The 26,767-nt window shown below is 41.1% G+C and carries 25 protein-coding genes; 19 read left to right on the forward strand and 6 right to left on the reverse strand.

All coding sequences use genetic code 11. From position 1 onward, the window contains the following. Positions 1 to 116: 116 nt before the first annotated feature. The 4 genes from GKD17_RS11030 to GKD17_RS11045 all read left to right on the forward strand — a co-directional run bounded on the left by GKD17_RS11030 (position 117) and on the right by GKD17_RS11045 (position 2,492). A complete protein-coding gene (locus tag GKD17_RS11030; protein ID WP_007848977.1) occupies positions 117 to 968 on the forward strand; it encodes an AraC family transcriptional regulator in 852 nt (283 codons plus the stop codon). Positions 969 to 1,089: 121 nt separating this feature from the next. Then, on the forward strand, positions 1,090 to 1,683 hold the full coding sequence (locus tag GKD17_RS11035; RefSeq protein WP_007835594.1) for a DUF4251 domain-containing protein: 594 nt from the start codon (positions 1,090 to 1,092) through the stop codon (positions 1,681 to 1,683). A 27-nt stretch (positions 1,684 to 1,710) separates the two neighbouring features. After that, a complete protein-coding gene (locus GKD17_RS11040) occupies positions 1,711 to 1,929 on the forward strand; it encodes a DUF4136 domain-containing protein (protein WP_007835591.1) in 219 nt (72 codons plus the stop codon). Continuing rightward, positions 1,926 to 2,492, forward strand: a complete 567-nt coding sequence (locus tag GKD17_RS11045; protein WP_227191489.1) for an efflux RND transporter permease subunit — start codon at positions 1,926 to 1,928, stop codon at positions 2,490 to 2,492. Before GKD17_RS11040 ends, GKD17_RS11045 begins: the two co-directional genes overlap by 4 nt. Positions 2,493 to 3,045: 553 nt before the next feature. Here GKD17_RS11045 and GKD17_RS11050 read toward each other — a convergent pair. After that, positions 3,046 to 3,891, reverse strand: a complete 846-nt coding sequence (locus GKD17_RS11050) for an alpha-1,2-fucosyltransferase (RefSeq protein WP_007835585.1) — start codon at positions 3,889 to 3,891, stop codon at positions 3,046 to 3,048. Positions 3,892 to 5,414: 1,523 nt separating this feature from the next. Here GKD17_RS11050 and fldA point away from each other — a divergent pair. The 6 genes from fldA to GKD17_RS11080 all read left to right on the forward strand — a co-directional run bounded on the left by fldA (position 5,415) and on the right by GKD17_RS11080 (position 9,508). Beyond that, complete coding sequence (fldA, locus tag GKD17_RS11055; RefSeq protein ID WP_007835581.1) at positions 5,415 to 5,918, forward strand: flavodoxin FldA; 504 nt, start codon at positions 5,415 to 5,417, stop codon at positions 5,916 to 5,918. A gap of 16 nt (positions 5,919 to 5,934) precedes the next feature. After that, positions 5,935 to 6,282, forward strand: coding sequence for a DUF2023 family protein (locus GKD17_RS11060; protein ID WP_007835580.1), 348 nt, complete (start codon positions 5,935 to 5,937; stop codon positions 6,280 to 6,282). Between the two features lie 139 nt (positions 6,283 to 6,421). Further along, the gene (locus GKD17_RS11065; RefSeq protein WP_007835579.1) at positions 6,422 to 6,592 is read left to right on the forward strand and encodes a hypothetical protein; all 171 of its coding nucleotides are present in this window, start codon (positions 6,422 to 6,424) and stop codon (positions 6,590 to 6,592) included. A gap of 19 nt (positions 6,593 to 6,611) precedes the next feature. Then, entirely contained in the window at positions 6,612 to 6,908 is a 297-nt protein-coding gene (locus GKD17_RS11070) for a thioredoxin family protein (RefSeq protein WP_007835578.1), read from the forward strand. Positions 6,909 to 7,042: 134 nt separating this feature from the next. After that, positions 7,043 to 8,806 (forward strand): aspartate--tRNA ligase, encoded by a 1,764-nt coding sequence (gene aspS / locus GKD17_RS11075; RefSeq protein WP_007835575.1) that lies wholly within the window; start codon positions 7,043 to 7,045, stop codon positions 8,804 to 8,806. A 174-nt stretch (positions 8,807 to 8,980) separates the two neighbouring features. After that, positions 8,981 to 9,508, forward strand: coding sequence for a methylated-DNA--[protein]-cysteine S-methyltransferase (locus tag GKD17_RS11080; RefSeq protein ID WP_007835574.1), 528 nt, complete (start codon positions 8,981 to 8,983; stop codon positions 9,506 to 9,508). A gap of 93 nt (positions 9,509 to 9,601) precedes the next feature. Here the strand turns inward: GKD17_RS11080 and GKD17_RS11085 are convergent, their stop codons facing one another. From GKD17_RS11085 to GKD17_RS11105, 5 genes are all read right to left on the reverse strand, one after another. Then, positions 9,602 to 10,192 carry a DUF4251 domain-containing protein gene (locus tag GKD17_RS11085; RefSeq protein WP_005843495.1) on the reverse strand — a complete coding sequence of 197 codons (591 nt, stop codon included), beginning with the start codon at positions 10,190 to 10,192 and terminating at the stop codon, positions 9,602 to 9,604. Between the two features lie 114 nt (positions 10,193 to 10,306). After that, positions 10,307 to 11,194: a carbon-nitrogen hydrolase gene (locus GKD17_RS11090; protein ID WP_007835572.1), complete on the reverse strand. Its 888-nt coding sequence runs from the start codon at positions 11,192 to 11,194 to the stop codon at positions 10,307 to 10,309. A gap of 11 nt (positions 11,195 to 11,205) precedes the next feature. Next, a complete protein-coding gene (locus GKD17_RS11095; protein WP_007851722.1) occupies positions 11,206 to 12,231 on the reverse strand; it encodes an agmatine deiminase family protein in 1,026 nt (341 codons plus the stop codon). Positions 12,232 to 12,285: 54 nt separating this feature from the next. Continuing rightward, a complete protein-coding gene (locus tag GKD17_RS11100; protein ID WP_007835553.1) occupies positions 12,286 to 16,746 on the reverse strand; it encodes a translocation/assembly module TamB domain-containing protein in 4,461 nt (1,486 codons plus the stop codon). 64 nt (positions 16,747 to 16,810) lie between these two features. After that, positions 16,811 to 17,374 carry an HdeD family acid-resistance protein gene (locus GKD17_RS11105; RefSeq protein WP_007835551.1) on the reverse strand — a complete coding sequence of 188 codons (564 nt, stop codon included), beginning with the start codon at positions 17,372 to 17,374 and terminating at the stop codon, positions 16,811 to 16,813. Positions 17,375 to 17,568: 194 nt separating this feature from the next. Here GKD17_RS11105 and GKD17_RS11110 point away from each other — a divergent pair, with 194 nt between their 5' ends. The 9 genes from GKD17_RS11110 (at position 17,569) to GKD17_RS11150 (ending at position 26,766) form a co-directional block, all read left to right on the forward strand. After that, a complete protein-coding gene (locus tag GKD17_RS11110; protein WP_032936336.1) occupies positions 17,569 to 19,020 on the forward strand; it encodes a Na+/H+ antiporter NhaC family protein in 1,452 nt (483 codons plus the stop codon). 111 nt (positions 19,021 to 19,131) lie between these two features. After that, the gene (locus tag GKD17_RS11115) at positions 19,132 to 20,508 is read left to right on the forward strand and encodes a C1 family peptidase (protein ID WP_007835544.1); all 1,377 of its coding nucleotides are present in this window, start codon (positions 19,132 to 19,134) and stop codon (positions 20,506 to 20,508) included. A 486-nt stretch (positions 20,509 to 20,994) separates the two neighbouring features. After that, positions 20,995 to 21,816, forward strand: coding sequence for a hypothetical protein (locus GKD17_RS11120; RefSeq protein ID WP_007835543.1), 822 nt, complete (start codon positions 20,995 to 20,997; stop codon positions 21,814 to 21,816). A gap of 50 nt (positions 21,817 to 21,866) precedes the next feature. After that, the gene (gene rfbH, locus GKD17_RS11125; protein ID WP_007835542.1) at positions 21,867 to 23,210 is read left to right on the forward strand and encodes a lipopolysaccharide biosynthesis protein RfbH; all 1,344 of its coding nucleotides are present in this window, start codon (positions 21,867 to 21,869) and stop codon (positions 23,208 to 23,210) included. 19 nt (positions 23,211 to 23,229) lie between these two features. Further along, the gene (rfbF, locus tag GKD17_RS11130) at positions 23,230 to 24,009 is read left to right on the forward strand and encodes a glucose-1-phosphate cytidylyltransferase (RefSeq protein WP_007835541.1); all 780 of its coding nucleotides are present in this window, start codon (positions 23,230 to 23,232) and stop codon (positions 24,007 to 24,009) included. A gap of 66 nt (positions 24,010 to 24,075) precedes the next feature. Beyond that, positions 24,076 to 24,255, forward strand: a complete 180-nt coding sequence (locus GKD17_RS11135; RefSeq protein ID WP_007835539.1) for a hypothetical protein — start codon at positions 24,076 to 24,078, stop codon at positions 24,253 to 24,255. A gap of 14 nt (positions 24,256 to 24,269) precedes the next feature. After that, positions 24,270 to 24,767: a DUF6169 family protein gene (locus GKD17_RS11140; protein WP_007835537.1), complete on the forward strand. Its 498-nt coding sequence runs from the start codon at positions 24,270 to 24,272 to the stop codon at positions 24,765 to 24,767. A 32-nt stretch (positions 24,768 to 24,799) separates the two neighbouring features. Then, a complete protein-coding gene (gene rfbG / locus GKD17_RS11145) occupies positions 24,800 to 25,876 on the forward strand; it encodes a CDP-glucose 4,6-dehydratase (protein ID WP_007835535.1) in 1,077 nt (358 codons plus the stop codon). Further along, complete coding sequence (locus GKD17_RS11150) at positions 25,873 to 26,766, forward strand: NAD-dependent epimerase/dehydratase family protein (RefSeq protein WP_007835530.1); 894 nt, start codon at positions 25,873 to 25,875, stop codon at positions 26,764 to 26,766. Before rfbG ends, GKD17_RS11150 begins: the two co-directional genes overlap by 4 nt. Position 26,767 lies beyond the last annotated feature (1 nt).

The raw sequence follows: 26,767 nt of genomic DNA on the forward strand, positions 1-26,767 counted from the left end.
TTAGTCTGACTTTCTCCTGTAAACGGCTTTGAAGCTGAGAGACAAATTTGTTATTGTCCATTTCGTGATATTTGCAAGCAGATAAACAATAATCCGTAAAATCCTTTTATATTTGTATGAACTTACTTGTATTATATTCGATGCCAATTAATAAAGATATGACAAACAAGTTTGGAATATGTCCTTCCACCGGACATTTATCCGTATTATTTCCGGAAAAGGAAGCGGAACGTACTCCCTCAAATAAGATTTTTCTCGCTATAGTCTTACAAGGTGGAGCCATGATTGAAATTGACGGGAAGAACCATTTAATATATACCGGGACATTGATATATCTGTATCCAAACCATCTGGTCAGACAAATATCTCATACAGAAGATTTGCTACTTGAATATCTTTGGTTCGAGTTTGAATTCCTCTCGGATTTTCCTTTATTACTAAAGGCAGATATTTCAGAATATGTAGGAAAAAATCCTTGCTTACAGTTAAAAGATAAAGAGAGGCAACTGGTGAAGAAATACTATGACCTGATAGCTGAACGTTATCAGGAAAGCAATGAGTACATTGCCATTACCAAAGGATTGCTGTTTTCCTTTATTCTTGAAATCAGCAGGTTATATTCCGGTAAAAATGTGTCGGTATCGAATACACGACAAGACGAATTGACAGATCATTTCTTCTTTCTACTCCATCAGCATTACAAGAAAGAACGGTCTGTTTCATTTTACGCCGATAAATTATATATATCGGATAAGTATCTGATGCGTGTACTGAAGAAATCCACTGGACAGACTTTTCATTTTTGGGTAATTGAGTTTATTATGCGTGAAGCCAAGCTGTTATTACGTTCAACGACCATCAGTATTACCGAAATATCGGAAAAATTGAATTACCCGAACCCTTCATTCTTCTCCCGCGTATTCCACCAGTATGTGGGAATGACCCCAAAAGAGTTCAGGAATCAGTGACCCTGAAATATTCTATGGTCATAGACTTCTAAAGGCAAATGGCTTTGACATTTACAGACAAGAGCTAATTGTCCGAAATGACGACTTTTGCTACCGTAAACAATTTAATATTTGATGATATATGGTAGCAAAATGTTTTAAAAAAATCTTGCTCCTTCTTTTTATAACAGGAGCGATACAGGCCAATGCCCAGGAAGGAAAGAAAAGTGAATTGCAACAATGGAAAGATTTCATTGAGAATGCACGTTTAATAGCCAGACAGGAACGACACTTGATGGATTCGATTGTCCATATAAAGGCCGAAAATGCTTTGCAAAGGAAAGAGTTTGTACTGGAAAGTGACGAACTGACACTAAAGCATGGTGAACATGGATATGTAAATTCTACCACCAACTTCATTGCCTTGCATGACGGGAGAGCGACCGTGCAAATCTCACCGTTCCAATCAGGCGGCGGTCCCAACGGCGTGGGTGGTATCACAGTGGAAGGCACTCCGACCGGATTGAAAATGGAAACAGACAAGAAAGGCATCACCCGTCTTTCCATGAATGTCACCGGAAATGGTATATCGGCACAAGTTACAGTGACACTCAGTCCTTCGGACAACCGTGCCACAGCAACGATTATCCCCAATTTCAATTCTCTCAATGTTACATTGGACGGGCAACTGGTTCCGTTCAAGGAAAGTTCCGTATTTAAAGGAACAACTTTCTGATCATTAAACAAACTAACCAAGAAAAGTATGACAGCTAAATTGTACATAGGGGTATTCATGCTCCTGGCAGGAACCCTATACTCCTGCCAAAAAGATGAAGAAGTGAATAAACTGGATGCCGACTACCGCGTAATGACTGATTATGATCCGGAAACGGATTTCAGTCAGTTCCGGTCATATTATCTGGCAGACAGTATTCTGTTTATCGGACAAGATAAGATATTACAATATCTTGACAAATCTTGAACACCTGTCACCATAACATGCAGGAACGGGGTTACAGTCGTGCAGCAAGCAAGGAGAAGGCCGACTTGGGATTACACCAGTACCTACCATTTTGTGGGATACACCGCTTCACCTTATTGGTGGCGGGGATTTTCCGGTTATTGGAGTCCTTTTTATTGGGAGAACAGAGTTTGGAGGTCGCAACCGGCTCGTTGGAGGAAAATTCCAAAAACGTACACCAATACACAATGAAATACAAAGGGCGGCTTGAAAAAACCGAAGAGTTTGGAAACATGGTTATCCGGTCGTTACCCAACGGAGAAGTTCTCCGGTTAAAAGATGTGGCAACCATTAAGCTGGGTGCACAAAACTATGTTATCAACGGACAGATAGACGGGCATCCGGCAGCCACTTGCATGATATTTCAAACGGCAGGTTCCAATGCCAATGAAGTAGTGGGTGAAATAAACGATTATCTCGAAATTATAGAGAAGGAACTTCCAAAAGATGTCAAAATTGCCCATCTGATGAGTACAAAGGATTGGGGGATGCAAGTATCCTTTAGGCTCACTACGTATCTATAATTTTGTACATGTGGATGTATAACTCGTACAAAAGCGTGCTTTGTACCACAGAAAAACACTGCTCCACTACACTTCCTACATCTTGCAGGTGCTCTGTTTTATGGAAGCTGTTGGGGCTACTGATTTTTATACTGCTTCCAGTTCAACCGTTCCATTTGATCAATAAAAAAACGACTTTTAATTATCATTTATTTGTGTGGCAAAATCGAATCTATACTTCCTCCTGCTTCCAAAGAGGACTTCATTTCATTGATTAACAACTCGGAAAATAAATAAGTTATAAATAATAATTTTGACTTCTTTGTGTCTTGCTTGTTATTAGTTCCCAATATATACCCAAGATTTGGGATTAGTTGGATCTCAAAACTACTCCTGTAACCGTCATACTGTTGTGAATACACAACTCAATCCGTCTGCTTTCAATTTTTTGCATACATTACTGTATTTTTGTATTCTGAAGCAAAGCGATGTTTTGATTGGAATTCACGGTTTTAATACTCTTGACCGAATAAAATCCGTTTTTCAGATAACGCGTACTTATGAGCTCTATATATTAATCCACTGGCACTTTTATCCATCCCGTAGGATAGATATCCGGGGTTTCGGAATACTGAAACCAACGGCTAGGCACAATTACTGTTTTGTCTATACTAGGATTTAACCATGCTCCCCACCAGCTGAATGTACTGTTGCAGATGATGTGATGCTTGCAATGACTCATAAGCATCATATCCTGCCAACTGTCTTCACCTGTATTCCAATCAATATATACCGCATTTTGCAATGGAAGATTTTCTCTTACCCAAACAATGTCATCCGAAAAAATATAGTAGGACGGAGAGGTAACCCTTTTGCTCATTTCCGCTATTGCGTTTTGATAGTAAGGTAACTGGCATACACTTCCAGTAGTAGCCCAATGTTTGGGTTGCAAATAATCTCCACGACGAATGTGTAGAGAAACTGCGTTTTCATCCTTATCCAAAATGTCAAGCATATCAAGACTTCTACTGTTGGCTTTGCTTCTGTCAAAAGTGAAAGCTTCCCTGACCTCATCCTTTATATCTGCAAAGAAACGTTCCGACTGATAAAACCCTTTAAAATAAAGTAAAGGCCAAAAGTATTTCTTTTCAAAAGCCCTTAAACTATTGGGGGCTTGTTTCCGTTCATATATTTTTTTGAAGAAAAGAAATTCGATAATTTTTTTCAGAGGCTGGTTTATACAAAATTCTGTATGGGGCAGCTTGAATACACGATGCATTTCATATCCGTAGTGCACTTTATAATGCATCATGTCCGAAAGGTCTATGCGCACCTTTGGATAGTACTTTTTCATCCGCAAATAAAAAGCATAAATAAACATTTGATTTCCCAACCCACCTGTCACTTTTATAAGTCTCATATTTCTTTGTCATTTTTTTGTTATCTGCAATATTTCAATTTGCATTTCGACATTGTTTATGCATAAATTGAAAATGCAAAGGTATTGATTTTATCAGAGTCTACAAATATCTTAAAAAAATATTGTAAATGTTTACTTGGAAAATATTGTTTTCCCTTATAGCAGTTTACTATCTCGTTATTATATAGTGAATTAACCGTATGAAAGATATGAAGTAAAATTTAGAAGAAAAATCAGAAGATATTATGATATATCGGTTGTCTTTCTGTGGTACAGCATGTAAGTAATGTTTTTAATGGAAGTGAGTTACTTCGTCAACGGAATAAAATTTTCCAAGTTTACTCTCATTAGAATTCTTGCGATATTTCTTCAAAAATGTCGAATTCTGTCCCCCAAAAAAGGTAGAGTGAATCTCTGAAAGTTTTGTACTTTAGCTATATTCTTGTTAGGATATTTCTCTCTTTCTTGCTTTTAAATTTTATTTACGAAAAACGCCTAAAAACAAAAAAGTAAACTAATATGGAACTTTAAGTGTGAGTTTGTTGGCTGATTTTACATTGCTTACTGAATATTTTTGATTAGTTTTATCTCATGCCGTACCTTTTTTCACTTGGTATAAGGTCTTTCATCAATGTTTCGACAATTTTACTGAATGATTAAAATTAAATATTGTATATTTATATTGTCTTGGAATCGTATATTTAATACAGGCCTTAGGTCCCTCTTTTAAGTGACAAGTTTAGTTTTATCAATTATATATGATATCTTTGCAACTTTACATTTCCTACTATTAGGAAATGTAAAAACATATCGGATGATTTATTTATTGAAACATTGCAAAACTATACTATCAAGATGGGCTGGCACATTTACAATATGGCAGTGACAAGCTGATTAATTTTTATTTGTTAAACGAACAGGAATATAAATTTGTTATTATTGAATGCAGCCTCAGGTAGTGAAATTGAGCAGGTACTGGAAAAAATGGTAGATTTTGGGATGGATGTAGGTAAGGATATATTTGTCGCTATTCTGATATATTTAATCGGTCGTTTTATCATTAAGCAGATAGTGTATTGATGCCAAAGTTCTTGAAAAACGGAAGATAGAAACGTTGGGTAGCTCAAAGTGTTAAACTTTATCCGCTGTTCGGTCTGACCATGTCCAATTGGATGTTTGATATGCATGATCTGGATGTTGACTGGGATGGAGAACATGTTCATGTTAATATGGGGGTAACCATAGTGAATTCCGTATCGGGGTTAGTCTCGGAGTCGGGGAGGAACTCGCTTTGGGACGTAACTGGACTATGAATGTTGAATTCGGATACCAATTGATTGATGATTTTGACCAAGGAATTATTAATTTCGGAACTGCATACCAGTTCTAAAAACATATCAAGAAGCAGATCAGTTCTATACACTGTCTGTCTCTTGAACTTTATTAAAATCACTATTTCTAGGTATTTCAGAATCTCTTTCAAACCTTTTACTTTGCAGCAAACAAATTAAATGATTTGCTGTATGAAAAAAATGGGTATAATTTATGGTTCCTCTACTGGAACTTGTGAAAGCATCGCACAGACAATAGCTGAAAAATTAGGTGTGGCATCAGTTGATGTAATTGATGCAAGCAAAATTACCACAGAAAAAGTGGGAGGTTATGATATCTTATTATTAGGGACTTCTACTTGGGGGGACGGTGAATTGCAAGACGATTGGTATGATGCTATTAAAACGGTGAAGACTGCAGATCTGAATGGTAAAATCGTTGCTCTCTTTGGTTGTGGAGATTCAGAGTCCTATTGTGATACATTTTGTGACGGTATGGGAGTTATATATGACCAGTTAAAGAATTCCGGTTGCACTTTTGTAGGAGCAGTTCCTGCCGATGAGTATTCATATTCATCTTCGATAGCGGTAATCGATGGAAAATTTGTAGGTTTGGCTCTTGATGACGTGAACGAAAGTGGCAAGACCGAAGAACGTATAAACAATTGGATTGAAGAAATAAAGAAGAACTTGTAATTTTGACAATTGCCTTATGATAGCTTCAGACATTAACCCGGTAGAATTGAAAGTATTTCTGAATCATATTTATGAATTTAAAAAAGGAGTACGTCAGATGGTACTCTATACTACCAATAGGAAGTATGAAGATTTTGCTGTAAAACGGCTGACCAATCAAAAGATTAATTACATAATCCAGCCTGTGGGGAATGATAAGATAAACCTGTTTTTCGGTAGAAAAGAATGCATTAATGCCATTCGTTTCCTAGTGACTCAGCCACTGAACAAACTGTCACCCGAGCAGGATTTTATTCTTGGAGCTATGCTGGGGTATGATATTTGTGCACAATGCAAACGTTATTGCGAACGTAAAGTACAATAATCTCAATTTCACGTAGTTTTAAATGTAGTAGTAAAGGGATGTCTGAATAATTCTCAGGCATCCTTTTTCACTTTTTATGTGAACCATCTTTATATCTATTTTGTTGCATTATTAGCATAAACCTTAAAAATGAGAAGATATGGATAAAGAAAAAAAGAAAAAGATGGAACAAAAGAATGAGCTGACGAATAGTGGTCAGCGGTTTCCTGTTGAACAAGTGTCCAATACTGGTAAGCCTACCAAGAAACAGGTGAAAGCAGCGGTAAAAGAGTTGAATCCAGATGTGAACAGTTTGGGGAGTAGAGGGTAATTTAAAGTTGGATACAGTGATGGGTATAACTGAACAAATTGAAGAGGCGAAACGGTCGGATTCATTGTTGCTGCTGGTGTTCTATGCAGATTGGTCTCCTCATTATGAATGGATTGAACCGTTGGTACATGAATTTGAAAAGCGGGTTAACATTGTGAGAGTCAATATAGAAGTCAATCGGAAGGTAGCCGATACTTATGAAATAGAAATAGCCCCCAGCTTTGTCCTCCAACGTAAGGACAAGGTATTGTGGGAAAAAACAGGCAAACTATTCCCGGGAGAATTAAGAGATGTCATTGAAATGTTTAAGAGTTGAGATCCATACATCCGTATGGATTAAAAAAGTTCCGTTGGTATGCAGCTACGGGACTTTTTTTCTTGTAGGCGGTTTTGTACAATGAAAAACATATCGTACCTTTGCCAAACATTTGATTAAATATTAAAGAATATATGTTCAGAAGTCATACTTGCGGAGAGCTCAGACTTTCCGATGCAGGCAAAAGTGTAACGTTGGCAGGTTGGGTACAGCGTGCACGTAAAATGGGAGGGATGACGTTTGTCGATCTTCGTGACCGTTACGGTATTACCCAATTGGTATTCAACGAAGCGGTGAATGCCGAACTTTGTGAACGTGCCAATCACTTGGGGCGTGAATTTGTTATTCAAATAACCGGTGAAGTGAACGAACGTTCAAATAAGAATATGAATATTCCCACAGGTGAAATTGAAATCATCGTATCGGAATTGAATGTACTTAATTCAGCGGTAACTCCTCCTTTCACGATAGAAGATAATAGTGACGGAGGTGATGATATCCGTATGAAATTCCGTTATTTGGATTTACGCCGTAATTGTGTGCGTAAAAATTTGGAACTCCGTCATAGAATGACAATGGAGGTGCGTCGATATTTGGACAGCAAAGGGTTTCTGGAAGTGGAAACTCCTATGTTGGTAGGTTCTACTCCTGAAGGAGCTCGTGATTTTGTTGTTCCTTCACGTATGAACCCGGGACAGTTTTATGCACTACCGCAGTCTCCGCAAACACTGAAGCAATTGCTGATGGTTTCCGGCTTTGATCGTTACTTCCAGATTGTAAAGTGTTTCCGTGATGAAGATCTTCGTGCAGATCGTCAGCCTGAGTTTACTCAGATAGACTGTGAGATGAGCTTTGTTGAACAAGAAGATATTATTTCCACTTTCGAAGGAATGGCAAAACATTTGTTCAAGGAGTTACGTGGAGTCGAACTGAGCGAACCGTTTCTGCGTATGACATGGGCAGATGCCATGAAATATTATGGTAGTGACAAACCAGATTTGCGTTTCGGCATGAAGTTTGTGGAGTTGATGGATATCATGAAAGGTCATGGTTTCTCTGTTTTTGATGATGCAGCATATATTGGTGGTATCTGTGCGGAAGGGGCTGCAAGTTATACCCGTAAACAGTTAGACCAATTAACCGAATTTGTCAAGAGACCTCAGATCGGTGCGAAAGGTATGGTTTACGCCCGTGTGGAAGCTGATGGCAATGTAAAATCCAGTGTAGACAAATTCTATTCACAGGAAGTCCTTCAGCAGATGAAGGAAGCGTTCGGTGCCAAGCCGGGTGACTTGATCCTGATTCTGAGCGGTCCTGATGCCATGAAGACTCGCAAGCAGTTATGCGAACTTCGTCTGGAAGTGGGACGTCAGCTGGGACTACGTGACAAGAATGAATTTGCTTGTCTGTGGGTAGTTGATTTCCCGATGTTTGAGTGGAGTGAAGAAGAAGGCCGTCTGATGGCCATGCACCATCCGTTCACTCATCCGAAAGAAGAAGATATTCCTTTGTTGGATACAGATCCGGCTGCTGTTCGTGCCGATGCTTACGATATGGTAGTAAATGGTGTGGAAGTAGGAGGCGGTTCAATTCGTATCCATGATTCACAATTACAGGCCAAGATGTTTGAGATTTTGGGTTTTACTCCGGAAAGAGCACAGGAACAATTCGGCTTCCTGATGAATGCATTCAAATACGGAGCACCTCCTCATGGTGGTTTGGCATATGGCCTTGATCGCTGGGTTTCTTTGTTTGCAGGACTTGATAGTATTCGTGACTGCATAGCATTCCCTAAAAACAATAGTGGGCGCGATGTGATGTTGGATGCTCCCGCTGCTTTGGATCAATCACAATTGGATGAGTTGAATCTGGTCGTTGATATAAAAGAGGAAAAGTAAGTTTTGTCTGCTTTTATAGAGTCTTGTATAAAAGACCGATAACGGGGGATCCGAACATAGCGTAGCGAATACTGTTTCAGCTAATTCGTTACGCTTTATCTTTTTGATTTAAAGTAGTCCGATAAGCTGAAACAGATTACAAACAAATGAAGGAAGCATATAAAAATCAAGCGTATGAAAGAGAAAAATACGATCAAGATAAAGCGTTATAAATCACCCTGCGGAGTGTTGCTGCTCGGTTCGTTTGGCGAAAAACTCTGCCTGTGTGACTGGCAGGTGGAAAAACACTGCGATCGTGTGAACCAACGGTTGAAGCGGATATTGTGTGCCGAATTTGAAATAAGTACGTCAGAAATAATCGAAGAAGCAATAGAGCAACTCAACGAGTATTTTGCAGGACAACGCAAAGAATTTAATGTGCCGCTTCTTTTTGTGGGCACGGATTTTCAGAAAACAGTATGGAATGAACTGCTAAAGATACCGTTCGGCAAAACAATTTCTTACGGTGAAATGGCCAAGCATATCGGGAGGCCCCAAGCAGTTCGTGCGGTAGCCAATGCTAATGGTGCAAATTCCATATCAATCTTTGCACCTTGCCATCGTGTGATCGGTAGTGACCACTCGCTGACGGGATATGGAGGCGGACTGTCCGCTAAAAAGTTTTTATTGGAATTGGAATCACAACCTCGGTTAATGTTATGAACAGACAAGAAACATTTCCAATGCTGTAATAATAAATAAAAAGGAATGGGTGATGAAAATGCCCATTCCTTTTTATCATATCTTCTTAATGAATTACCATGTTGTTCCTTGGAATACACTACTTTCGTTATAAGGAACCAGATACCCGTTCATTGTCAGCGTGTTGCCCGAGAAATTTGGATTTATAGTAACACTAGCCTGATTGGTTCCGCCAGTCAGTACAATGGAAACGGTGGCCGAAACGGCAATACCATTAATTCCATAATTATAGTACACATTACCGTCTTTATCCTGGCGCATACTTATTCCGTTCACATTTCCCTGAACCGTGACACCTCCCAAGCCGTTCGGGCTCCAGTTATACACAAAATTAGTAAAGGCGGTCTGAATAATACCTTGCCCATCGTTTACTTCCACATAATTCGTGTTAGAGGAAACAAAACGCATTATTCCATTACGGAATACAACGTTATCAGCTTCTAATACAAAAGAACCGTTTTTTAAAGCATTAATTGCTTGGACGTAGGATACAGAGTCCTGCTGAGCTTCCAAGGCTTTCTTTTCCTGACGTTCTTTCTTCCATGCTTCACGTTTAGCGTCTTCTCTTTGTTTTCTGGTTTGTGCATTTGTTACTCCGCTGAAGCAAACGAGTAACAATGCGGCTAAAAATAATACTTTTTTCATAATTAAGCTGTTTAGTAAATCAATAATATCTTTTGAATATTCTGATAACTAAAACAGCTTTAACCATGAATTGTTTAACGAATATGTGAATTTATATAACGATAACGTTTGTATTTAATCTATAAAGCGTCGGGTTAGATTTTCAAACTTATCAATACGCCGGTCACGGAGAAAAGGCCACCAGCGACGAACATTCTCGCTACGGGTCATATCCAGTTCCACTACCATATTTTCTTCATCCATATTGCTGGCTTGTACCAGTATTTCTCCTTGAGGACCTGCCACGAAGCTATTACCCCAAAATTGGATACCATTTGTCTGACCGGAAGGATCGGGCTCATGTCCTACGCGGTTCACGGCGATAACCGGCAGACCGTTTGCCACGGCATGGCCACGCTGCACAGTTACCCATGCATCTAGTTGCCGGATTTTCTCTTCTTGAGTGTCTGTGCTTTCCCAACCTATAGCTGTAGGATATATAAGAATTTCAGCACCTTTCAGTGCCATCAGCCGTGCACCTTCGGGATACCATTGGTCCCAGCAGACTTGTACACCTAGTTTTCCCAGTGACGTCTGAATGGGTTCAAATCCTAGGTCACCGGGAGTAAAATAAAATTTCTCATAATAAGCGGGATCATCGGGAATATGCATTTTGCGGTATTTTCCTGCTATACTGCCATCTTTGTCAAAAACGACGGCTGTATTGTGATACAGTCCCGGAGCACGCTTCTCGAATAACGAAGTAACCAGTACAATGCCGTATCCGGCAGCCAACTCACTGTAGAAACCGGTAGAAGGACCGGGAACCGGTTCTGCCAAATCAAACATATCCGTATCTTCTGTCTGACAGAAGTAAGAGGTGTTGTGCAACTCTTGCAATACAACCAGCTGTGCACCTGCCGCCGCCACCTGTTCTATATTGCGATGCAGTTTGCTCAAATTATGACGGATATCATTTGTGCATGTCTGTTGGATAATTCCTATTTTAATCGTTCTTTTCATACATATATTTATTAATATACACCTTCGGGATATTGCATGGTGACGCAATGCAACGAGCCATGTTGCTTTATCAAAGCAGTGCAGTCAATACCTACTATTTCTCTTCCGGGAAATGCTTCCGCCAATACTTCTTTAGCGCGCATATCATTTACAAAATCAGCATAAGTAGGATAGAGTACAGCTTCATTCATTATCAGGAAATTGGCATAAGTTGCCGGCAAGCGATGATGTTCCTCATCATAAACAGCACTCGCCATAGGCAGCGGAAGCAGGCGGTATGGCCTGCCGTTCAAAGTACGGAACGCTTTTAGTTCTTCTTCCATCATTGCCAGTTCCTTATAGTGTTCATCTTTTTCATTGGTGCACTTTACATACACAATGGTATCATCCGGACAGAAACGTGCCAATGTGTCCACATGGCTGTCTGTATCATCACCTGCCAGATAACCATGTTTCAACCATAGGACCTGTTTTAAGTTGAATGTTTCTTTTAGAAAATCCTCCACTTCCTGTCGGTTCATTTCATTTCTGTTTTTAGCCAGCAAGCATTGCTCTGTAGTCAGCAGGCTTCCTTTCCCATCACTTTCTATGGAACCTCCTTCTAAAATAAAATTCCGGCAGAAAACATATTCACCTTTCAGAACAGGATGGTGAAAATATAGTTCGTTATTAATCTGGTTATCATAATTTGCGGCAAACTTCATTCCCCAACCATTAAAACAGAAATCCAGTAGTAGGGGAGTAGCGTCTTCTTTCAACAAGGTGATAAAAGCATGATCGCGTGCCCAAGTATCGTTTGTGTTGATTTTTGATGTGATGAGTTTTTGGATATCAGCTCCATAATTATCTATACTATTTCTTATGGAATCGGGGTCTGGAGCCACAATCAACAAATTCTGACGTTTCAAAACCTCATAAGCTATCTTAAGAAAACAGGTATTCACTTCTTCCAACATGCATGCCCAGTCTGTGTCTTTATGGGGCCACGTTAGTTGAATCAAACTTTGTTTATGCCATTCGGCAGGTAAATAGGACATATTCATATTTTTAAATTTACTTCGCAAAGATATGAAATAAACTTTATAGGTTGATTAGTCATCGCTTCGTTTTTGTAACGAACCTTTCCTTCTTTTCCATAAGAACCAGCGGAACAGTTCGTCCCAAGTATTGAAATCTTTTTTATACATGAGACCTACTCCTTGAGTGGTCAGGGTAGATTTAGTAAAATAGCGGTCATTAGTCTGATTATATCCTCTCAAACGGAAATCTCCGTTTTTTGTCAATAACCATATCGCTTCAAAGTCTCCTACGAAATTGCTATTTGCCATCACATTCTCCTTATAGCCGAAGTTTCCATTTATCATTAGCCTGTTATTCAATAACCTGCCGGACAACATAGCTTCTGCTTCCACATCTGTCCAACCTTTTTCACCGGTGCTTAAGTTGGCACCTATGTTCCAGTTTTTATTGCCCATCCATTGGGACAACATATTATTCAGCTGACCGGAAAGTGTACTGAAGGCTAAAGAACTGGTCGCATTAGAGGATTGGTCATTATTGGCATAATCATAGGTGTAGAACTTACCAATTCCCAGCAAATAAATAATCTGTGTATTCATTTGTTCTTCCGTACTGGTAGCACTACGTACCAATTCCCGGTCTTCCTCGCTTACAGTGGGCAGTTCCAAATCGAATTTAATATCCGGATTGGATAAATTTCCTGTCAGATTCATCAGACAGTTTACCTTCACCGTACCTTGGTTACGCGAGGGATCTACTACCAAATCACTTAAAGAAGCTGAATTAACCGTGTACACCGCCTGTAAATCAAGATTTGCTTGATAAGGATCACCTGAGAAAGTCACCGTACCACCCGATTTCAAGATAAAGTCCTTGCGTATTACTTCCTGCATGCTTAGTTTATACATACCTTGATCTATAACATAACTACCAAACATACGAAAGTCACCTTTATTGAAAAAATTCACTTGCAGATTTCCATTTCCGGTTGCTGTAATATTATCTCCCGCTACAGGATCCATGATAATTTTCATGGTAGCGTTGGGAGTTGCTTCTATCAACATATTGATGCGGAGATCCATAGGAGGTCCGTCTTCCTCTTTAGTCTTACGCACATTAGAGTGGTGGTAAAGATCGGTTTCCACATCATCGTGAATGCGCTTGGGAGTTTTGTCTACAAAAGTAATAAACTGGTTGCTCGCTGCTTCCGTGGTCACTCCGGTTATATAAGTGAAGCTGGTATTGCTGCCTGTAGTCAGTGAAGCGTCCACTGTCATCGCATTATTTCCACCATCCAGCACCACATTTCCTGTACCATATACTTTTCCGTAAAAAGGCATATTCCCGGCTTCGTAGGTATTGTACATCAACAGGTTGTTTCCTCGTATATTGAAATGGTACATTAGATTTTTCAGCTTTGTGTGATGCAGATAACCATTTACCAGTCCGTCATGTCCCTCACGGTCATAGACTTTTACATTCCTGAAATCCAGACTGCCCGAAGATATATGTATGGAGTCATCCCGGATTTGGAAATAGGTGTTCAACACATCAATTTTAGCATCCATTTTGGCCCGCACTTCACCTTCCAGATCCAAATGCTTGAAATCACCATATAAACGGACATTCCCGTTGACACGACCATTTATTTCACTGAAAATTCCTTCTATAAAAGGTTGTAAGAATCCCAGATTCGTACTATCTGCCCGAATCAACAGGTCAAGACCTTTTAACTTGGGAGAGACATACCCTGTCACATGAGTGGAGGAAATTCCTTTTTCCGCTATTTGGGCATCCAGTCGTACTCCGCCCAATTCCTTATCCCATACACCTGTAATATCGGCTTCTCCTAATAAAGAACGGTTCAGACAGAAATTGTGCACATTTAGACGGGTTCGCATCACGGGGTTCTTCATAACACTTTTCAAATGAACCTTTCCAGTTACAAGTCCGCCAAACTCTACATCGTCAAACTGCACGATATCCAGTACATAGTCCAGCTTGATATTTCTCAAATCCACCCGGCAGGAATCACTTTCTTTCTTGGTCAGTTTACCATCTATCCTTAAATATTGGTCTTCATGTTCAAACAGGAAATTATTAATGAATACGCGTCCCGAATCTATGGCGATATGCGAAGGATGAATGTTCCATACCGTATCATTTAGCACTACTTTTGTGGGCTGTATGTTTATATCTGCCTGAAGAATAGGATGGGGGCCTTCCGTTTTGAAGAAACGGGTATCGGCGGCAAATTTACCACCGTAAGTCACATCAGTATTGTTTCCCCAGTTAATTGTTGTTTCCAAATAATCGTTTTTAGCATTGGCTTCCACTGAGAAGTTAAGCATTGCACCACTTTTCATTAACATACCGCCTCGCAGTGAGCATTTGAACCGGTCGGAAGGATTCTCACAAAATAAAACGCCTGAATCATAACGTGTTCCATTGTATCTGAATTCCGGAAAATGTCCTTCTACGTGCAACTTCTCCTCGCCATCGTTAAAATATCCTTTTAAAGATGCCGGCAAATATAATTCCAATGGAATCTGAAATAATTTGGATAGCACTTCGGTATTCTCCAAGCAGATATCAAACTGGAAGTTATTATGAGGCTCGGGCATATTATCCTTTATTGTCAGTAAGGACGGAATATAGCGTTGTACCGTCTTTACCACGCTGGCCGGAATGGTGTGGTAGGAATAGTCACCGCGTATCACTGCTGTCATGAAGGATGAATTTATGCGCAACTCTTTTTCACCGCTTACCTGTCCGGCTGTAATAGTCAGATTGTCAAGAAAACACCCTCTTTCATCGGGAGCGTTTAATTGCAGGCTGTCCAATGAAATACGCCCGTTCATGTCGTCAATGGATTTGCCGGTGAAATCGGCCGTGAGTCCCAGCGATATACTGGCATTCTCATATTTGTCCGACAAATGGAGGTCGTGGGGGCGCAGGTTCTTTACGGATGCCTTCAGATTAAAGTCAGGGATTGTTTTGGCAACATTGAAATTACCGTCTATCTGGACAGAACCGTTTGCGTCGTCCATGGACAAGCGCCCGTTAAAGCCTCCATCCTTATATACGCCATCCAACATGATATTTTCATATTGATATTGACTATATTCAAAAGAAGATATGATTCCTTTGATGTATGACTCCGGATACCGGTTCTTATAGTTGAAACCTTTCAGTTCCACATTGAAATCCACCTTGCCGAATTTCTTTTCCTGATTAAGTAATTTTCCCAAATCCAGGTCAGCACTTGCCACACTACCCGAATAGGTTCTGCTCATGCTTTGTTCATCAATGCTCATCATCACGTCCGTTTTCACCATGCCTGCCCCTGTATAGAACAAGCCTGTCAGTGTGAGATCATGCAGATAGCCCGCCGCTTCCCCGTTAAAACGAATATAGTCCAAACGTTGCAAAATGGGAGGAACCTTTCCCGTCAGGTTCGTCATCAGAACGTTTATGCCCTCTTTCGTCATGATCAGGTTACCCAGTTTGCCGTAAATGTACATATCCATGCCTGCATCCCAGTTACTCAGGGCCGCTTCCCCTGCAATCATCAATCCGTGGTGGTTAGCCAGCTGCAGGGTGGGGCAGTCCAAATGCTTGCCGTGACCGGAGAAAACAAGATTTAGATCCAACGGTTCTTCAAAACGTGACAAGGCAGGCACAAAAGGAGCCAAATCTTTCAGTATAACTGAAGCCTTCAAAGAGCCATCGTATCTTACATTTTCTGTCATTTGGGGCAATTCGAGCAGGCTGTCATACTTCAAGGTCAGACTATCTATCTTTAAAGCGGTATTTGAAAGTTCCACACCAAAATCCTTAATATCCAAACGTTTATTGTTGGCTGTAACTTTCATGGCAAATTTCTGCAATGAAAAACCACATTGTTCGTCAAAGCTGACTCGCCGGATGGCAGCATTCAACGAGTCGCTGCGCAATGCTTTCAGTGAAAGCGTCGCAGCGAGATTTTTTACCGATAGATGATGGGCATTGAACTTTCCGGGAGTTTCCGGTTCCGATAATATATCGTATGTCACTCTGCCACGCCTTATCAACACGGAATTAATTCGTAAATCCAAATTAGATTTTGTTTTAACCGTATCTTTGGATGCGAAAGCGTCTAACACAAACTGGAAATTAGGGGCAGATTCTGGAGTTTCCCGGTTCAAATTGACCGTAAATCCAAAAAGCTGGACACTGCTGATGGTGACTTTACCGTTCAGTAAAGGAAGAAGATCGAATTTTGCCGACAAGCGGGCTACTTTCAGCATCTCCTGATTCTTCCGGTCATGCAAAAGGACATCTTCCACAATGATGCGGTTCAGCAAACCCATATCAATCCGTCCTATAGAAACCTCCGTATTCAGTATGTTTTTTAATTCCTTAGTTACAAAAACAGATAATTTGCCCTGAACATACGGTATGTTCAGCAGCACAATTATTCCCAGGTAGACACCAATCAGTGTACCTAGCAGAATACGCACAGTGTACTTAAGACTCTTACTAGAAATCATTGTTTATTTTGGGCTAACAAAAATACGAATAACGTACGACGTAGCCCAAAATAAACGATTTTTTTTACTTGTTTTTATGCAATCTTTTCAACTCGAAGGAGAAAATGACACGGAAACATCCGATAATAAGGAAAGTGATGGACAGCATGTAGAGCACGGTGACAGCGCCAAGTCCGGGTTGCCAGATGATAGCCATAGAGCAAAGAATGGCCAGAATGCCAAACACCAGATACCATCCCCAGTCCTTCGTGCCATAGCGTTTCAAATCTGTGGAATAGCCACACAATGTAAACCCTCTGAACATCAACCAAAAAGCGACAATAAACGGAATCAGCTCCATGCTGACCAACGGATAGAATACCAGATAAATACCTATCAGTAAATCAATAATACCTCCGGCAAGATACCATCCCCAACTGCTGATTGTTTTTTTGTTTCCGGCAGCAAAAAAGATTTCCAGAATGCCACTGACCAGAATCGAGATACTGAAGATGACACTCAGTGCCACATAACTGCTCACAGGAGCGAACAATAAACATAGTGCTACCGCAATGTAGAGCAAGCCCAGCAACAGGGACATCCACCAATTTTTTACAGCGTAGCCTAAGCCACCAACTAATTCATTCATATTTGTTAAGTTTTAGGTTATAATTTGAACTAATAACGTCCCCTTTGCAAAAAGGTTTACCTACAAATACAAAAAAAGTCTTTAAATACCGCCGATTGACTTTTAGAACTCAAAAAATATTCCGAACTTTGCACGCTGAAAACTAAATTGATAGTTCTATTTACATTTTGAATAAAAAAATGAATAAAAAAAGAATGAAAGATAACAAAATCCCTTCACCGTTAGTATCCCTTTTACCCGTATTCGTACTTATTTTATTATTGTTTGTCACTATCTGTACATTTGGAAGCGATGCCTTGTCCGGTGGCAGCCAAGTCTGTCTGTTAGTGGCTACAGCAGTTTGTGTGCTGACAGGTATGGCGGGATTCCATCGTCCATGGAAGGACTTCGAACTGGCTATCACCAATAATATAGCCGGGGTAAGTACCGCACTTATTATCTTGCTGATCATCGGAGCTTTGTCCGGAGCATGGATGGTCAGCGGTGTAGTCCCTACATTAATATATTACGGCATACAGGTTATTCATCCTCATTTTTTCCTGGTATCCACTTGCATTATTTGTGCGGTAGTATCTGTCATGACAGGCAGTTCATGGACTACCATCGCCACTATCGGCATCGCACTGATGGGAATAGGGAAGGCGCAAGGTTTCAGTGAAGGTTGGATTGCAGGTGCGATTATCTCCGGAGCCTATTTTGGTGATAAAGTTTCTCCGCTTTCGGATACCACCATTCTGGCATCTTCCGTAACGGATACACCGCTGTTCACTCACATCCGTTACTTGATGATTACCACCGTTCCATCACTTGTCATCACTTTGATAATCTTTACCATAGCCGGATTGTCACATGAAGCTACTGATACCGGTCATATCGCCGAATACACCCGTATATTGAGTGATAAGTTCCATATTTCATGGTGGTTGATGATTGTCCCCGTTGTCACAGCGATACTGATTGCACGTAAAGTGCCTTCCATCATCACTCTATTTGTTTCTACGGCTCTGGCTACCGTCTTTGCCTTGATTTTCCAGCCCGGACTATTATGCGAAATCGCCGGACAAGGAGCCGAAGGGATTGCCGCCTTGTTCAAAGGAGGAATGGGAATGCTTTATGGTGGAACCCAATTGGAAACCGGTAATGCGGAAATAAACGAACTGATATCCACTCGCGGAATGGCAGGTATGATGAATACCATCTGGTTGATTATCTGCGCCATGTGTTTCGGAGGGGCGATGACAGCCGGAGGAATGCTCGGCAGTATCACTTCTGTCTTTGTACGTTTTACGAAAAAGCGGGTAGGAATGGTGTCATCCACAGTTGCATCGGGCTTGTTCCTGAATCTTGCTACAGCAGATCAATATATATCCATTATCCTGACGGGTAATATGTTTAAAGACATCTATAGTGCAAACGGTTATGAAAGCAAACTGCTGAGCCGTACGACGGAAGATTCTGTTACAGTCACTTCGCCATTGATACCCTGGAATACATGCGGTATGACACAGGCTACTATCCTTAGTGTTCCCACCATTGTGTATCTGCCTTACGCCTTCTTTAACATCATCAGTCCCTTGATGAGTATCACAATTGCTATACTGGGATATAAGATAAAGAAAAAAGCAGAACAGCCGGGCCTGTCATAATAATGATAGGATCTGATGATTATATATCTTTCACGTGAAAGATTAGCAGGGTTCAAAAATAACTTGTACATTTATCCACCCTAATAAATCATTTTATATTTTTACAATAATATGAAGAAACACATCACATTCGCTCTTCTGTTTGCGGCTGCATTGACAGCCCAGGCACAGCAGGGAGGCATTTCAGGTGAAATGCTGAATCAAATCAAACAAAGTTATAAGGCAACCCCTGCCGACAAAGCCATCCGTAACGCCTTAGGCGGAACAAGTATCAACACGTTGGCATTGAACCAAGAGAACCGTGCCGATTTTGATACGGAATTTTCACACAAGGTGCTATCCAAGGGGATAACCGACCAACAATCTTCCGGTCGTTGCTGGCTTTTTACCGGACTGAACGTGCTCCGCAGCCAGATGATTGCCAAATACGGACTGGATGAGATGGAGTTCTCACAGAACTATTGTTTTTTCTACGACCAATTAGAAAAAGCAAACTTATTCTTACAGGGAATCATTGATACCAGTGGAAAGCCCATGGACGACAAAATGGTGGAATGGCTGTTCAAGCATCCTTTAAGCGATGGAGGACAATTCACAGGAGTTTCGGATATTATAGAGAAATACGGACTGGTCCCCAAGAGTGCAATGGTGGAAACTTTCAGCAGTGAGAATACCGGAAAGATGAGTAACCTGATAGGATTAAAACTGAAGGAATTTGGTTTACAACTACGAGAAGCTGCCGCTGCCGGAGTGAAGCCGGTCGAACTGGAAAAGAAAAAGACAGAAATGCTGGGAACGGTTTATCGTATGCTGGTGTTGACCCTTGGCGAACCTGTTTCCACCTTTACATGGAGTCTGAAGGGTGGAGAAGCGAAAGAATACACTCCGATATCTTTCTATAGAGAGTTCTTGGGAAATGATCTGACCAACAACTACGTGATGCTGATGAATGACCCCAGCCGCGAATTCTATAAATGCTATGAAATAGACTTTGACCGTCACCGTTATGATGGCAAAAACTGGACCTACGTCAATCTGCCGATAGAAGATATCAAAGAAATAGCCATTGCTTCCATCAAGGACAGTACCATGATGTACTTTTCTTGCGATGTAGGCAAGTTCCTCGACAGCAAACGTGGCCTGTTAGATCCTGATAATTATGATTACGAATCATTGATGGGAACCACCTTCGGCATGGACAAGAAACAACGTATCCAAACTTTCTCCAGTGGCAGCAGCCATGCTATGACCTTGATGGCGGTGGACTTGGATAAAGCGGGAAAATCGAAAAAATGGATGGTGGAAAACAGTTGGGGCAGTGCCAGCGGATACAGAGGACACCTTATCATGACAGATAAGTGGTTTGATGAATATATGTTCCGTGTAGTGGCAGAAAAGAAATATGTTCCTGCCAAGGTACTGGATATTTTAAAACAGAAACCTATCCGTCTTCCGGCATGGGACCCGATGTTTGCTGACGAAGAATAAGCGTCATCTCTTTACATTGTATATAATTTAAGTGGACTGTACAGAAAAGAAAGACTGTACAGTCCGTTTTTTATTCTAAGGCATTGTGTATGTCTGCCATTTTTACTTCTTTTTAACTTCTCTCTTGTAAAAAGAAACATAATAGGGAAAATAGGTTTGTTGCAGTGATGAGTTATTGTATAATGGGCTTGCAGAAAGGTGTTTCTTGCATATTTAGGTATAATAAAAAATGGGAATCTCTTCGTAAGAGAACCCCATTTTTGTGCAAATATAGCCCATATTTGCTTTAAACGCAATTTTTTGTTCTAGAAAAATAAGAAAAAGTTGCAAACAGGCGCATCTCGTTTATAAAAACAGCATACGACAAAACCAGTAAATATTCAATTATCAGAGATCTAACTTGACTTTGGGGTTCTCTTACGAAGAGAACCCCAAAATATAGAGGATATCTGATAGCAAATCTGTTCCTCTTTTTCAAATAAAGGTATGATAAAATGTAATGTTTTGATGGGAACAACGAATGATAATCAAGACATAACGAGCGAAGCGCCTAAGTTACTGCTCTGCAGTTCAATCGCTTCTGCTTCAGACCCGGGGTCAAATGCAGTAACCAAGCCACAGGCTGGAATAGGGAAAGAACACCCTGAACTCTCGTGGTACTATATGTATCTTTCCTATAAGGAACTGAAGCGTTATATTGCAGTCTTCAGTGGCAGAAAAGCAGTAAAGCTCCGTACTTCGGAAGGGATAACCGAGGAATGTTACTTCTGTTTCAAAGTATTTTCTTATACCGAGGCAGGTCATCGGAAACGTTTCGAACAGTGTGATTATACTAAACAAGAGTATGCTGCTCGCCGTGAATCCGCCAGAATCGTGAAGGAAGCCTTTTCCACCGGTTCTGCCTCACAACTCAATGCCCTGACAGATGAAAAGGAAGTACAAAGTAGCGGTTGGTTATTTGTGTGCGCTCCTTTGGAGCAACTTCAGCGCATCTTGTCTGCCATGCTCCCCCGCCAATATCTGGTAACGGACTACGTTACCCATCGTGCTGCGGTCATTCCCCAGTGTCAGATGGAGGAATTCATCTATCTATATGAATCCATGCCCTACAACATTGAACTGTTGAACCGTCCTTTGGAGGCTTATCTTCAGAAGAAGCAACGTATTCGCATTACCGGTGGTATTTTTCATGGTAAGGAGGGGTGCATTATGCGGCTGCATCGCAATACAAGGTTAGTGTTCGCTTTTGGAAATATGACGGTAGCTATCAGCTATCTTCATGCTTTTCCGTTCGAGAAAGTGGACTAGTTTTTATAAATCTATCTCTTATTTCAATAATAGAATATATACCAATTAGTATGAGTAAGAAAGAAGAACTGAAGCGACAAATACTTCAGTTGACACGTGAATATTATAACGAAGTTCATAAAACTTCAAAAGTGTTTGAGCCGGGCAAAAGCTTTGTTAATTATGGCGGCCGTTACTTCAATGATGAAGAAATGGTAAACCTCGTTGACTCGTCACTCGATTTCTGGCTCACTGCCGGTCCTTGGGCCCATAAGTTCGAAACCCGTCTGGCAAAATGGCTGGGGGTAAAACATTGTGCGCTTACCAACTCCGGTTCCAGTGCCAACCTATTGGCATTCTATACACTGACTTCCCCAAAATTAGGAGACAAGAGAATAAAGAAAGGTGATGAAGTAATCACAGTCGCTTGCGGCTTTCCTACCACGGTAACTCCTATTATACAATATGGTGCGGTTCCTGTTTTTGTGGATATCACGATTCCAGAGTACGATATTGACGTCACCCGGCTGGAAGAAGCCTTTTCAGACAAGACAAAGGCCGTAATGATCGCCCATTCATTGGGAAATCCTTTCAATCTTGAAGCAGTCAAAGCATTCTGTGACAAACACGGACTATGGCTGGTAGAAGACAATTGTGACGCCTTAGGATCTGAATATACCATTGACGGAGTGACGAAAAAGACAGGTACATGGGGACATATCGGAACCAGTTCGTTTTATCCTCCCCACCACATGACCATGGGCGAGGGCGGTGCAGTCTATACAGATGACGCCGAACTAGACAAGATAGTCCGTTCTTTCCGTGACTGGGGGCGCGACTGCTGGTGCATAGGCGGTGTGGATAATACATGCAAATGCCGTTTCACAGGCAAGTTTGGTGAACTGCCTGCAGGTTACGACCACAAATATGTATATAGCCATTTTGGCTTTAATCTGAAAGTGACGGATATGCAGGCGGCTATCGGTTGCGCCCAGCTTGAGAAACTGGATTATATCGTAGAAGCCCGTCGTCGCAATTTCAAGATACTGCGTGAAGGACTGGAGGGAACCGAAGGCCTGATACTTCCCGAACCGATAAAAAACTCCGATCCCAGTTGGTTTGGCTTCCTCATATCAGTAAAATCCGATGCCGGTTTTACCCGTAACCAGCTTAGTGAATATCTGGAAAGCAAGAAAATCCAGACCCGTAATCTCTTTGCCGGCAATCTGGTGAAACATCCTGCATTCGATGAGATGCGCTCTACCGGCAAAGGTTTCCGCATTGTCGGTGAATTGAAAAATACAGACTTTGTGATGACCAATACCTTCTGGATCGGTGTCTATCCGGGCATGACGGAAGAAATGCTGCAATACATGATCTCCACCATCAAGGAGTTTGTAGCTTCTCATAAGTAAAATTCAAAATAAACAAGACATGAAAGCGGTACTATTTGCCGGTGGTTTCGGTACACGTCTGAGCGAAGCCACCAATCTGATACCCAAACCGATGGTTGAAATCGGAGGAAAGCCCATCCTGTGGCATATCATGAAAACTTACAGCCACTACGGTATCAATGAATTCGTCATCTGCTGCGGCTACAAACAATATGTCATCAAAGAATATTTTGCCAACTATTTCCGTCATAATTGCGATATGACGGTAGATTTATCCAACAATACGGTGAATATACACGACAACCATTCGGAGAACTGGAAAGTCACCATGGTAGATACCGGGCTACATACCCAGACCGGAGGCCGCCTGAAACGCATACAGAAATATATCGGCAACGAGCGTTTTCTGCTGACCTACGGAGACGGCGTTTCCGATATCAATATAGCGGAAAGCATCAAAGCACATGAAGCCTCCGGTTGTGCCGTTTCACTGACAGCCTACAAGCCGGGTGGCAAGTTCGGAGCCCTGCAGATCGATCTGGAAAGTGACAAGGTCTTGTCCTTTCAGGAGAAACCGGACGGTGACCGCAACTGGATCAATGCCGGCTATTTCGTGTGCGAGCCGGAAGTGTTCGACTATATACCGGAAAATGATGACACGGTGATATTTGAGCGCAAGCCTCTGGAACAATTGGCAAAAGACGGTAAGATGCACGCCTACCGCCATACAGGATTCTGGAAGCCGATGGATACCCTGCGAGACAATACGGAACTGAATGAGATGTGGGACAAAGGAACTGCTCCTTGGAAAGTTTGGTGACAAAGTCGTGGATTGTTTGTATAATCAAAAATAAATAGCGTTATTTGCAGAAACAAAAGATACAGAATGGACAAGGAAAAGAACATAGCGGAAGAAATCAAGACCAAGGACGATATAAAAAAGTTCTTTCGGAGAATGATTGAAGACAAGCAGGCGGTTGCTGATTGTATCCGTGCGGGTCGTCCTTTGTCCGATTTGAAAGACCGGGGTATTAAAATAGCAAAGTTGACCGATGTCCTCAGCTAACTGCTGCCCGGCTGATGCTATATTCTTTAGTCCATATCAATGAGACATCTCCTTATGAAGTTTTTGCATACAAAGAAGACACCGTCTATTTCATAACAGATGACGGCAGTGAATATCTTGTCGGTTTCATTGAAGAAACAAATATAGGAATTCAGCGTGCCTATCAGTTGTTTATTATAAAAAAAAGAAACGGAATACATATCGGTACGGATGTGAAGATCGGGCGGACAGTTTCATCCATCGTTCATTCATTTTTTCGTAACCCTTCCAATATATTAGTTTATATTTGTGATACCAGTGACAAGGATCAGGCGGCTCGTGACCGGAAGTTTAAAATCTGGTTTAAACGGTATGCTTCCTTGGATGATCTGGTATTTGTCTCGGAAGTGATAGATGTGGAGGATGATTCTTATTTCGCTTCTATGATTCTTTCCAGACGAACAACTGATTTTTATCAGATACAGACAACTTTCCATGATTATTTCCAAGATTTACGTTCTAAATTAGAATAATCATTTAACTATTTCTATTTATAAAAATCAACATGATAGACATTTTCCATGATTTCTATCGCGGGAAGCGTGTGCTTGTCACCGGTCATACCGGTTTCAAAGGTAGCTGGCTTTCCATCTGGCTGCACGAGCTGGGCGCCGAAGTTATCGGTGTGGCTCAAGACCCTTTTACGGAGCGTGACAACTTTGTGCTTTCCGGTATCGGGCAGAGAATAAAGGCAGATATCCGTGCCGACATCCGTGACGGTGAACGTATCAAAGAAATCTTCCGGCAGTATCAGCCCGAGATTGTGTTCCATCTGGCAGCCCAGCCTTTGGTACGTCTGAGTTATGACATTCCTGTAGAGACCTATCAGACCAACGTGATGGGGACTATCCATATTCTTGAAGCTATCCGTTTTACAGACAGTGTAAAAGTGGGCGTGATGATAACCACCGATAAATGCTACGAGAACAGGGAACAGATCTGGGGATATCGGGAGAACGAACCGATGGGCGGATACGATCCTTATTCCAGTAGTAAAGGTGCGGCTGAAATAGCCATAGCCTCCTGGCGTCGGAGCTTCTTTCAACCCGGAGCGTATGAAAAACACGGCAAGAGCATTGCCAGTGTAAGAGCCGGAAATGTGATAGGCGGTGGCGACTGGGCTTTGGATAGAATCATTCCCGATTGCATCAAGGCGTTGGAGGCAGGCAAACCAATAGAAATCCGTAGTCCTAAAGCAATCCGCCCCTGGCAACATGTGCTTGAACCGCTTAGCGGCTATATGCTTCTTGCGCAAAAGATGTGGAATGAACCTGTGAAATATTGCGAAGGATGGAATTTCGGTCCGAAGGCTGAAAGCATCACCAATGTGTGGGATGTAGCCTCTATGGTGATAGAGAATTACGGAAGCGGTGAATTGAAAGACCTTTCTGCTCCGGATGCTTTGCATGAGGCAAAGTTGCTGATGCTGGATATCAGTAAGGCAAAATTTCAATTGGGTTGGGAACCAAGGATGAATATTCTGCAATGTATTGCATTGACCGTAGATTGGTACAAGAAATATAAAGTAGAGAACGTATATCAGCTCTGTGTAGAACATCTAGAAAGATACTTGAAACAATGAAAATCTTTGTTACCGGCGCAACTGGCTTTTTAGGCTTTCATTTTGTGAATGTTGCAGTCAATGAAGGACACGAAGTCCTTTGTTTGCGGAGAACTATATCTAAATCTCTGTTTGAACCACTTGTAGAAGAAAAAATAAGATGGGTAAACCTTGAGGATTCAAATTTGAAAGAGATGGTAGATTCTTTTCAACCAGATGTTTTACTTCATGCTGCATGGGGTGGAGTAAGAGGGGCTGCACGAAATAGTAGAGAAATTCAGAATGAAAGCTTGGCCATGTCTGTGCAGATGTTCGAACTTTATCCTTATAAACAGATTATTGCTATTGGTAGCCAAGCGGAATATGGTTTTTATCATGGTCCAGTGGATGAAAATCATGTGTTGCGCCCATCAATAGAATATGCTTATGCAAAGAAGTTGTGTAGTGAATATTTAAAGAAATATTGTAAATCTAAGGGTATTGAATGGCAATGGATTAGGATTTTCACAGTGTTTGGTGAGAAACAAACAGGAGGATTAATAAAATTGGTCATTGATAAATGTAAAAGTGGAGATAGAGTATTTGATACTACTAAAGGCGATCAACAATATTCATATCTCTATGCATTCGATTTTGCCAAAGCTTTATGTCTTGTACTTGGAGCGAGAGGAAAATCCGGAATATACAATTTAAGTCAACCTCAAGAAGTGCATAGCAACCGATATATATTGAGATGTATAAAAGAAAAAATGCATGCTGATATTCAATTTAATTTCGGTGCAATTCCCTATGCAGGTGGTCAGATTATGTTGATGGACGGACGGGTGGAGAAATTTGAAAACTCTTTTGGCCCTATTCCTCATACCGATTTTGATTTTGCATTAAATAATACGATAGAATCATTAAAATAAG

The organism is Phocaeicola dorei (assembly GCF_013009555.1).
In the GTDB taxonomy this organism is placed as follows: Bacteria; Bacteroidota; Bacteroidia; order Bacteroidales; family Bacteroidaceae; genus Phocaeicola; species Phocaeicola dorei.

Bases quoted from the DNA above. Each gene is read 5' to 3' on its own strand.
- GKD17_RS11030 (WP_007848977.1), top strand. From the start codon at position 117: ATGAACTTACTTGTATTATATTCGATGCCAATTAATAAAGATATGACA.
- GKD17_RS11035 (WP_007835594.1), top strand. From the start codon at position 1,090: ATGGTAGCAAAATGTTTTAAAAAAATCTTGCTCCTTCTTTTTATAACA.
- GKD17_RS11040 (WP_007835591.1), top strand. From the start codon at position 1,711: ATGACAGCTAAATTGTACATAGGGGTATTCATGCTCCTGGCAGGAACC.
- GKD17_RS11050 (WP_007835585.1), bottom strand. From the start codon at position 3,891: ATGAGACTTATAAAAGTGACAGGTGGGTTGGGAAATCAAATGTTTATT.
- fldA (WP_007835581.1), top strand. From the start codon at position 5,415: ATGAAAAAAATGGGTATAATTTATGGTTCCTCTACTGGAACTTGTGAA.
- GKD17_RS11060 (WP_007835580.1), top strand. From the start codon at position 5,935: ATGATAGCTTCAGACATTAACCCGGTAGAATTGAAAGTATTTCTGAAT.
- GKD17_RS11065 (WP_007835579.1), top strand. From the start codon at position 6,422: ATGGATAAAGAAAAAAAGAAAAAGATGGAACAAAAGAATGAGCTGACG.
- GKD17_RS11070 (WP_007835578.1), top strand. From the start codon at position 6,612: ATGGGTATAACTGAACAAATTGAAGAGGCGAAACGGTCGGATTCATTG.
- aspS (WP_007835575.1), top strand. From the start codon at position 7,043: ATGTTCAGAAGTCATACTTGCGGAGAGCTCAGACTTTCCGATGCAGGC.
- GKD17_RS11080 (WP_007835574.1), top strand. From the start codon at position 8,981: ATGAAAGAGAAAAATACGATCAAGATAAAGCGTTATAAATCACCCTGC.
- GKD17_RS11085 (WP_005843495.1), bottom strand. From the start codon at position 10,192: ATGAAAAAAGTATTATTTTTAGCCGCATTGTTACTCGTTTGCTTCAGC.
- GKD17_RS11090 (WP_007835572.1), bottom strand. From the start codon at position 11,194: ATGAAAAGAACGATTAAAATAGGAATTATCCAACAGACATGCACAAAT.
- GKD17_RS11095 (WP_007851722.1), bottom strand. From the start codon at position 12,231: ATGTCCTATTTACCTGCCGAATGGCATAAACAAAGTTTGATTCAACTA.
- GKD17_RS11100 (WP_007835553.1), bottom strand. From the start codon at position 16,746: ATGATTTCTAGTAAGAGTCTTAAGTACACTGTGCGTATTCTGCTAGGT.
- GKD17_RS11105 (WP_007835551.1), bottom strand. From the start codon at position 17,374: ATGAATGAATTAGTTGGTGGCTTAGGCTACGCTGTAAAAAATTGGTGG.
- GKD17_RS11110 (WP_032936336.1), top strand. From the start codon at position 17,569: ATGAAAGATAACAAAATCCCTTCACCGTTAGTATCCCTTTTACCCGTA.
- GKD17_RS11115 (WP_007835544.1), top strand. From the start codon at position 19,132: ATGAAGAAACACATCACATTCGCTCTTCTGTTTGCGGCTGCATTGACA.
- GKD17_RS11120 (WP_007835543.1), top strand. From the start codon at position 20,995: ATGATAAAATGTAATGTTTTGATGGGAACAACGAATGATAATCAAGAC.
- rfbH (WP_007835542.1), top strand. From the start codon at position 21,867: ATGAGTAAGAAAGAAGAACTGAAGCGACAAATACTTCAGTTGACACGT.
- rfbF (WP_007835541.1), top strand. From the start codon at position 23,230: ATGAAAGCGGTACTATTTGCCGGTGGTTTCGGTACACGTCTGAGCGAA.
- GKD17_RS11135 (WP_007835539.1), top strand. From the start codon at position 24,076: ATGGACAAGGAAAAGAACATAGCGGAAGAAATCAAGACCAAGGACGAT.
- GKD17_RS11140 (WP_007835537.1), top strand. From the start codon at position 24,270: ATGCTATATTCTTTAGTCCATATCAATGAGACATCTCCTTATGAAGTT.
- rfbG (WP_007835535.1), top strand. From the start codon at position 24,800: ATGATAGACATTTTCCATGATTTCTATCGCGGGAAGCGTGTGCTTGTC.
- GKD17_RS11150 (WP_007835530.1), top strand. From the start codon at position 25,873: ATGAAAATCTTTGTTACCGGCGCAACTGGCTTTTTAGGCTTTCATTTT.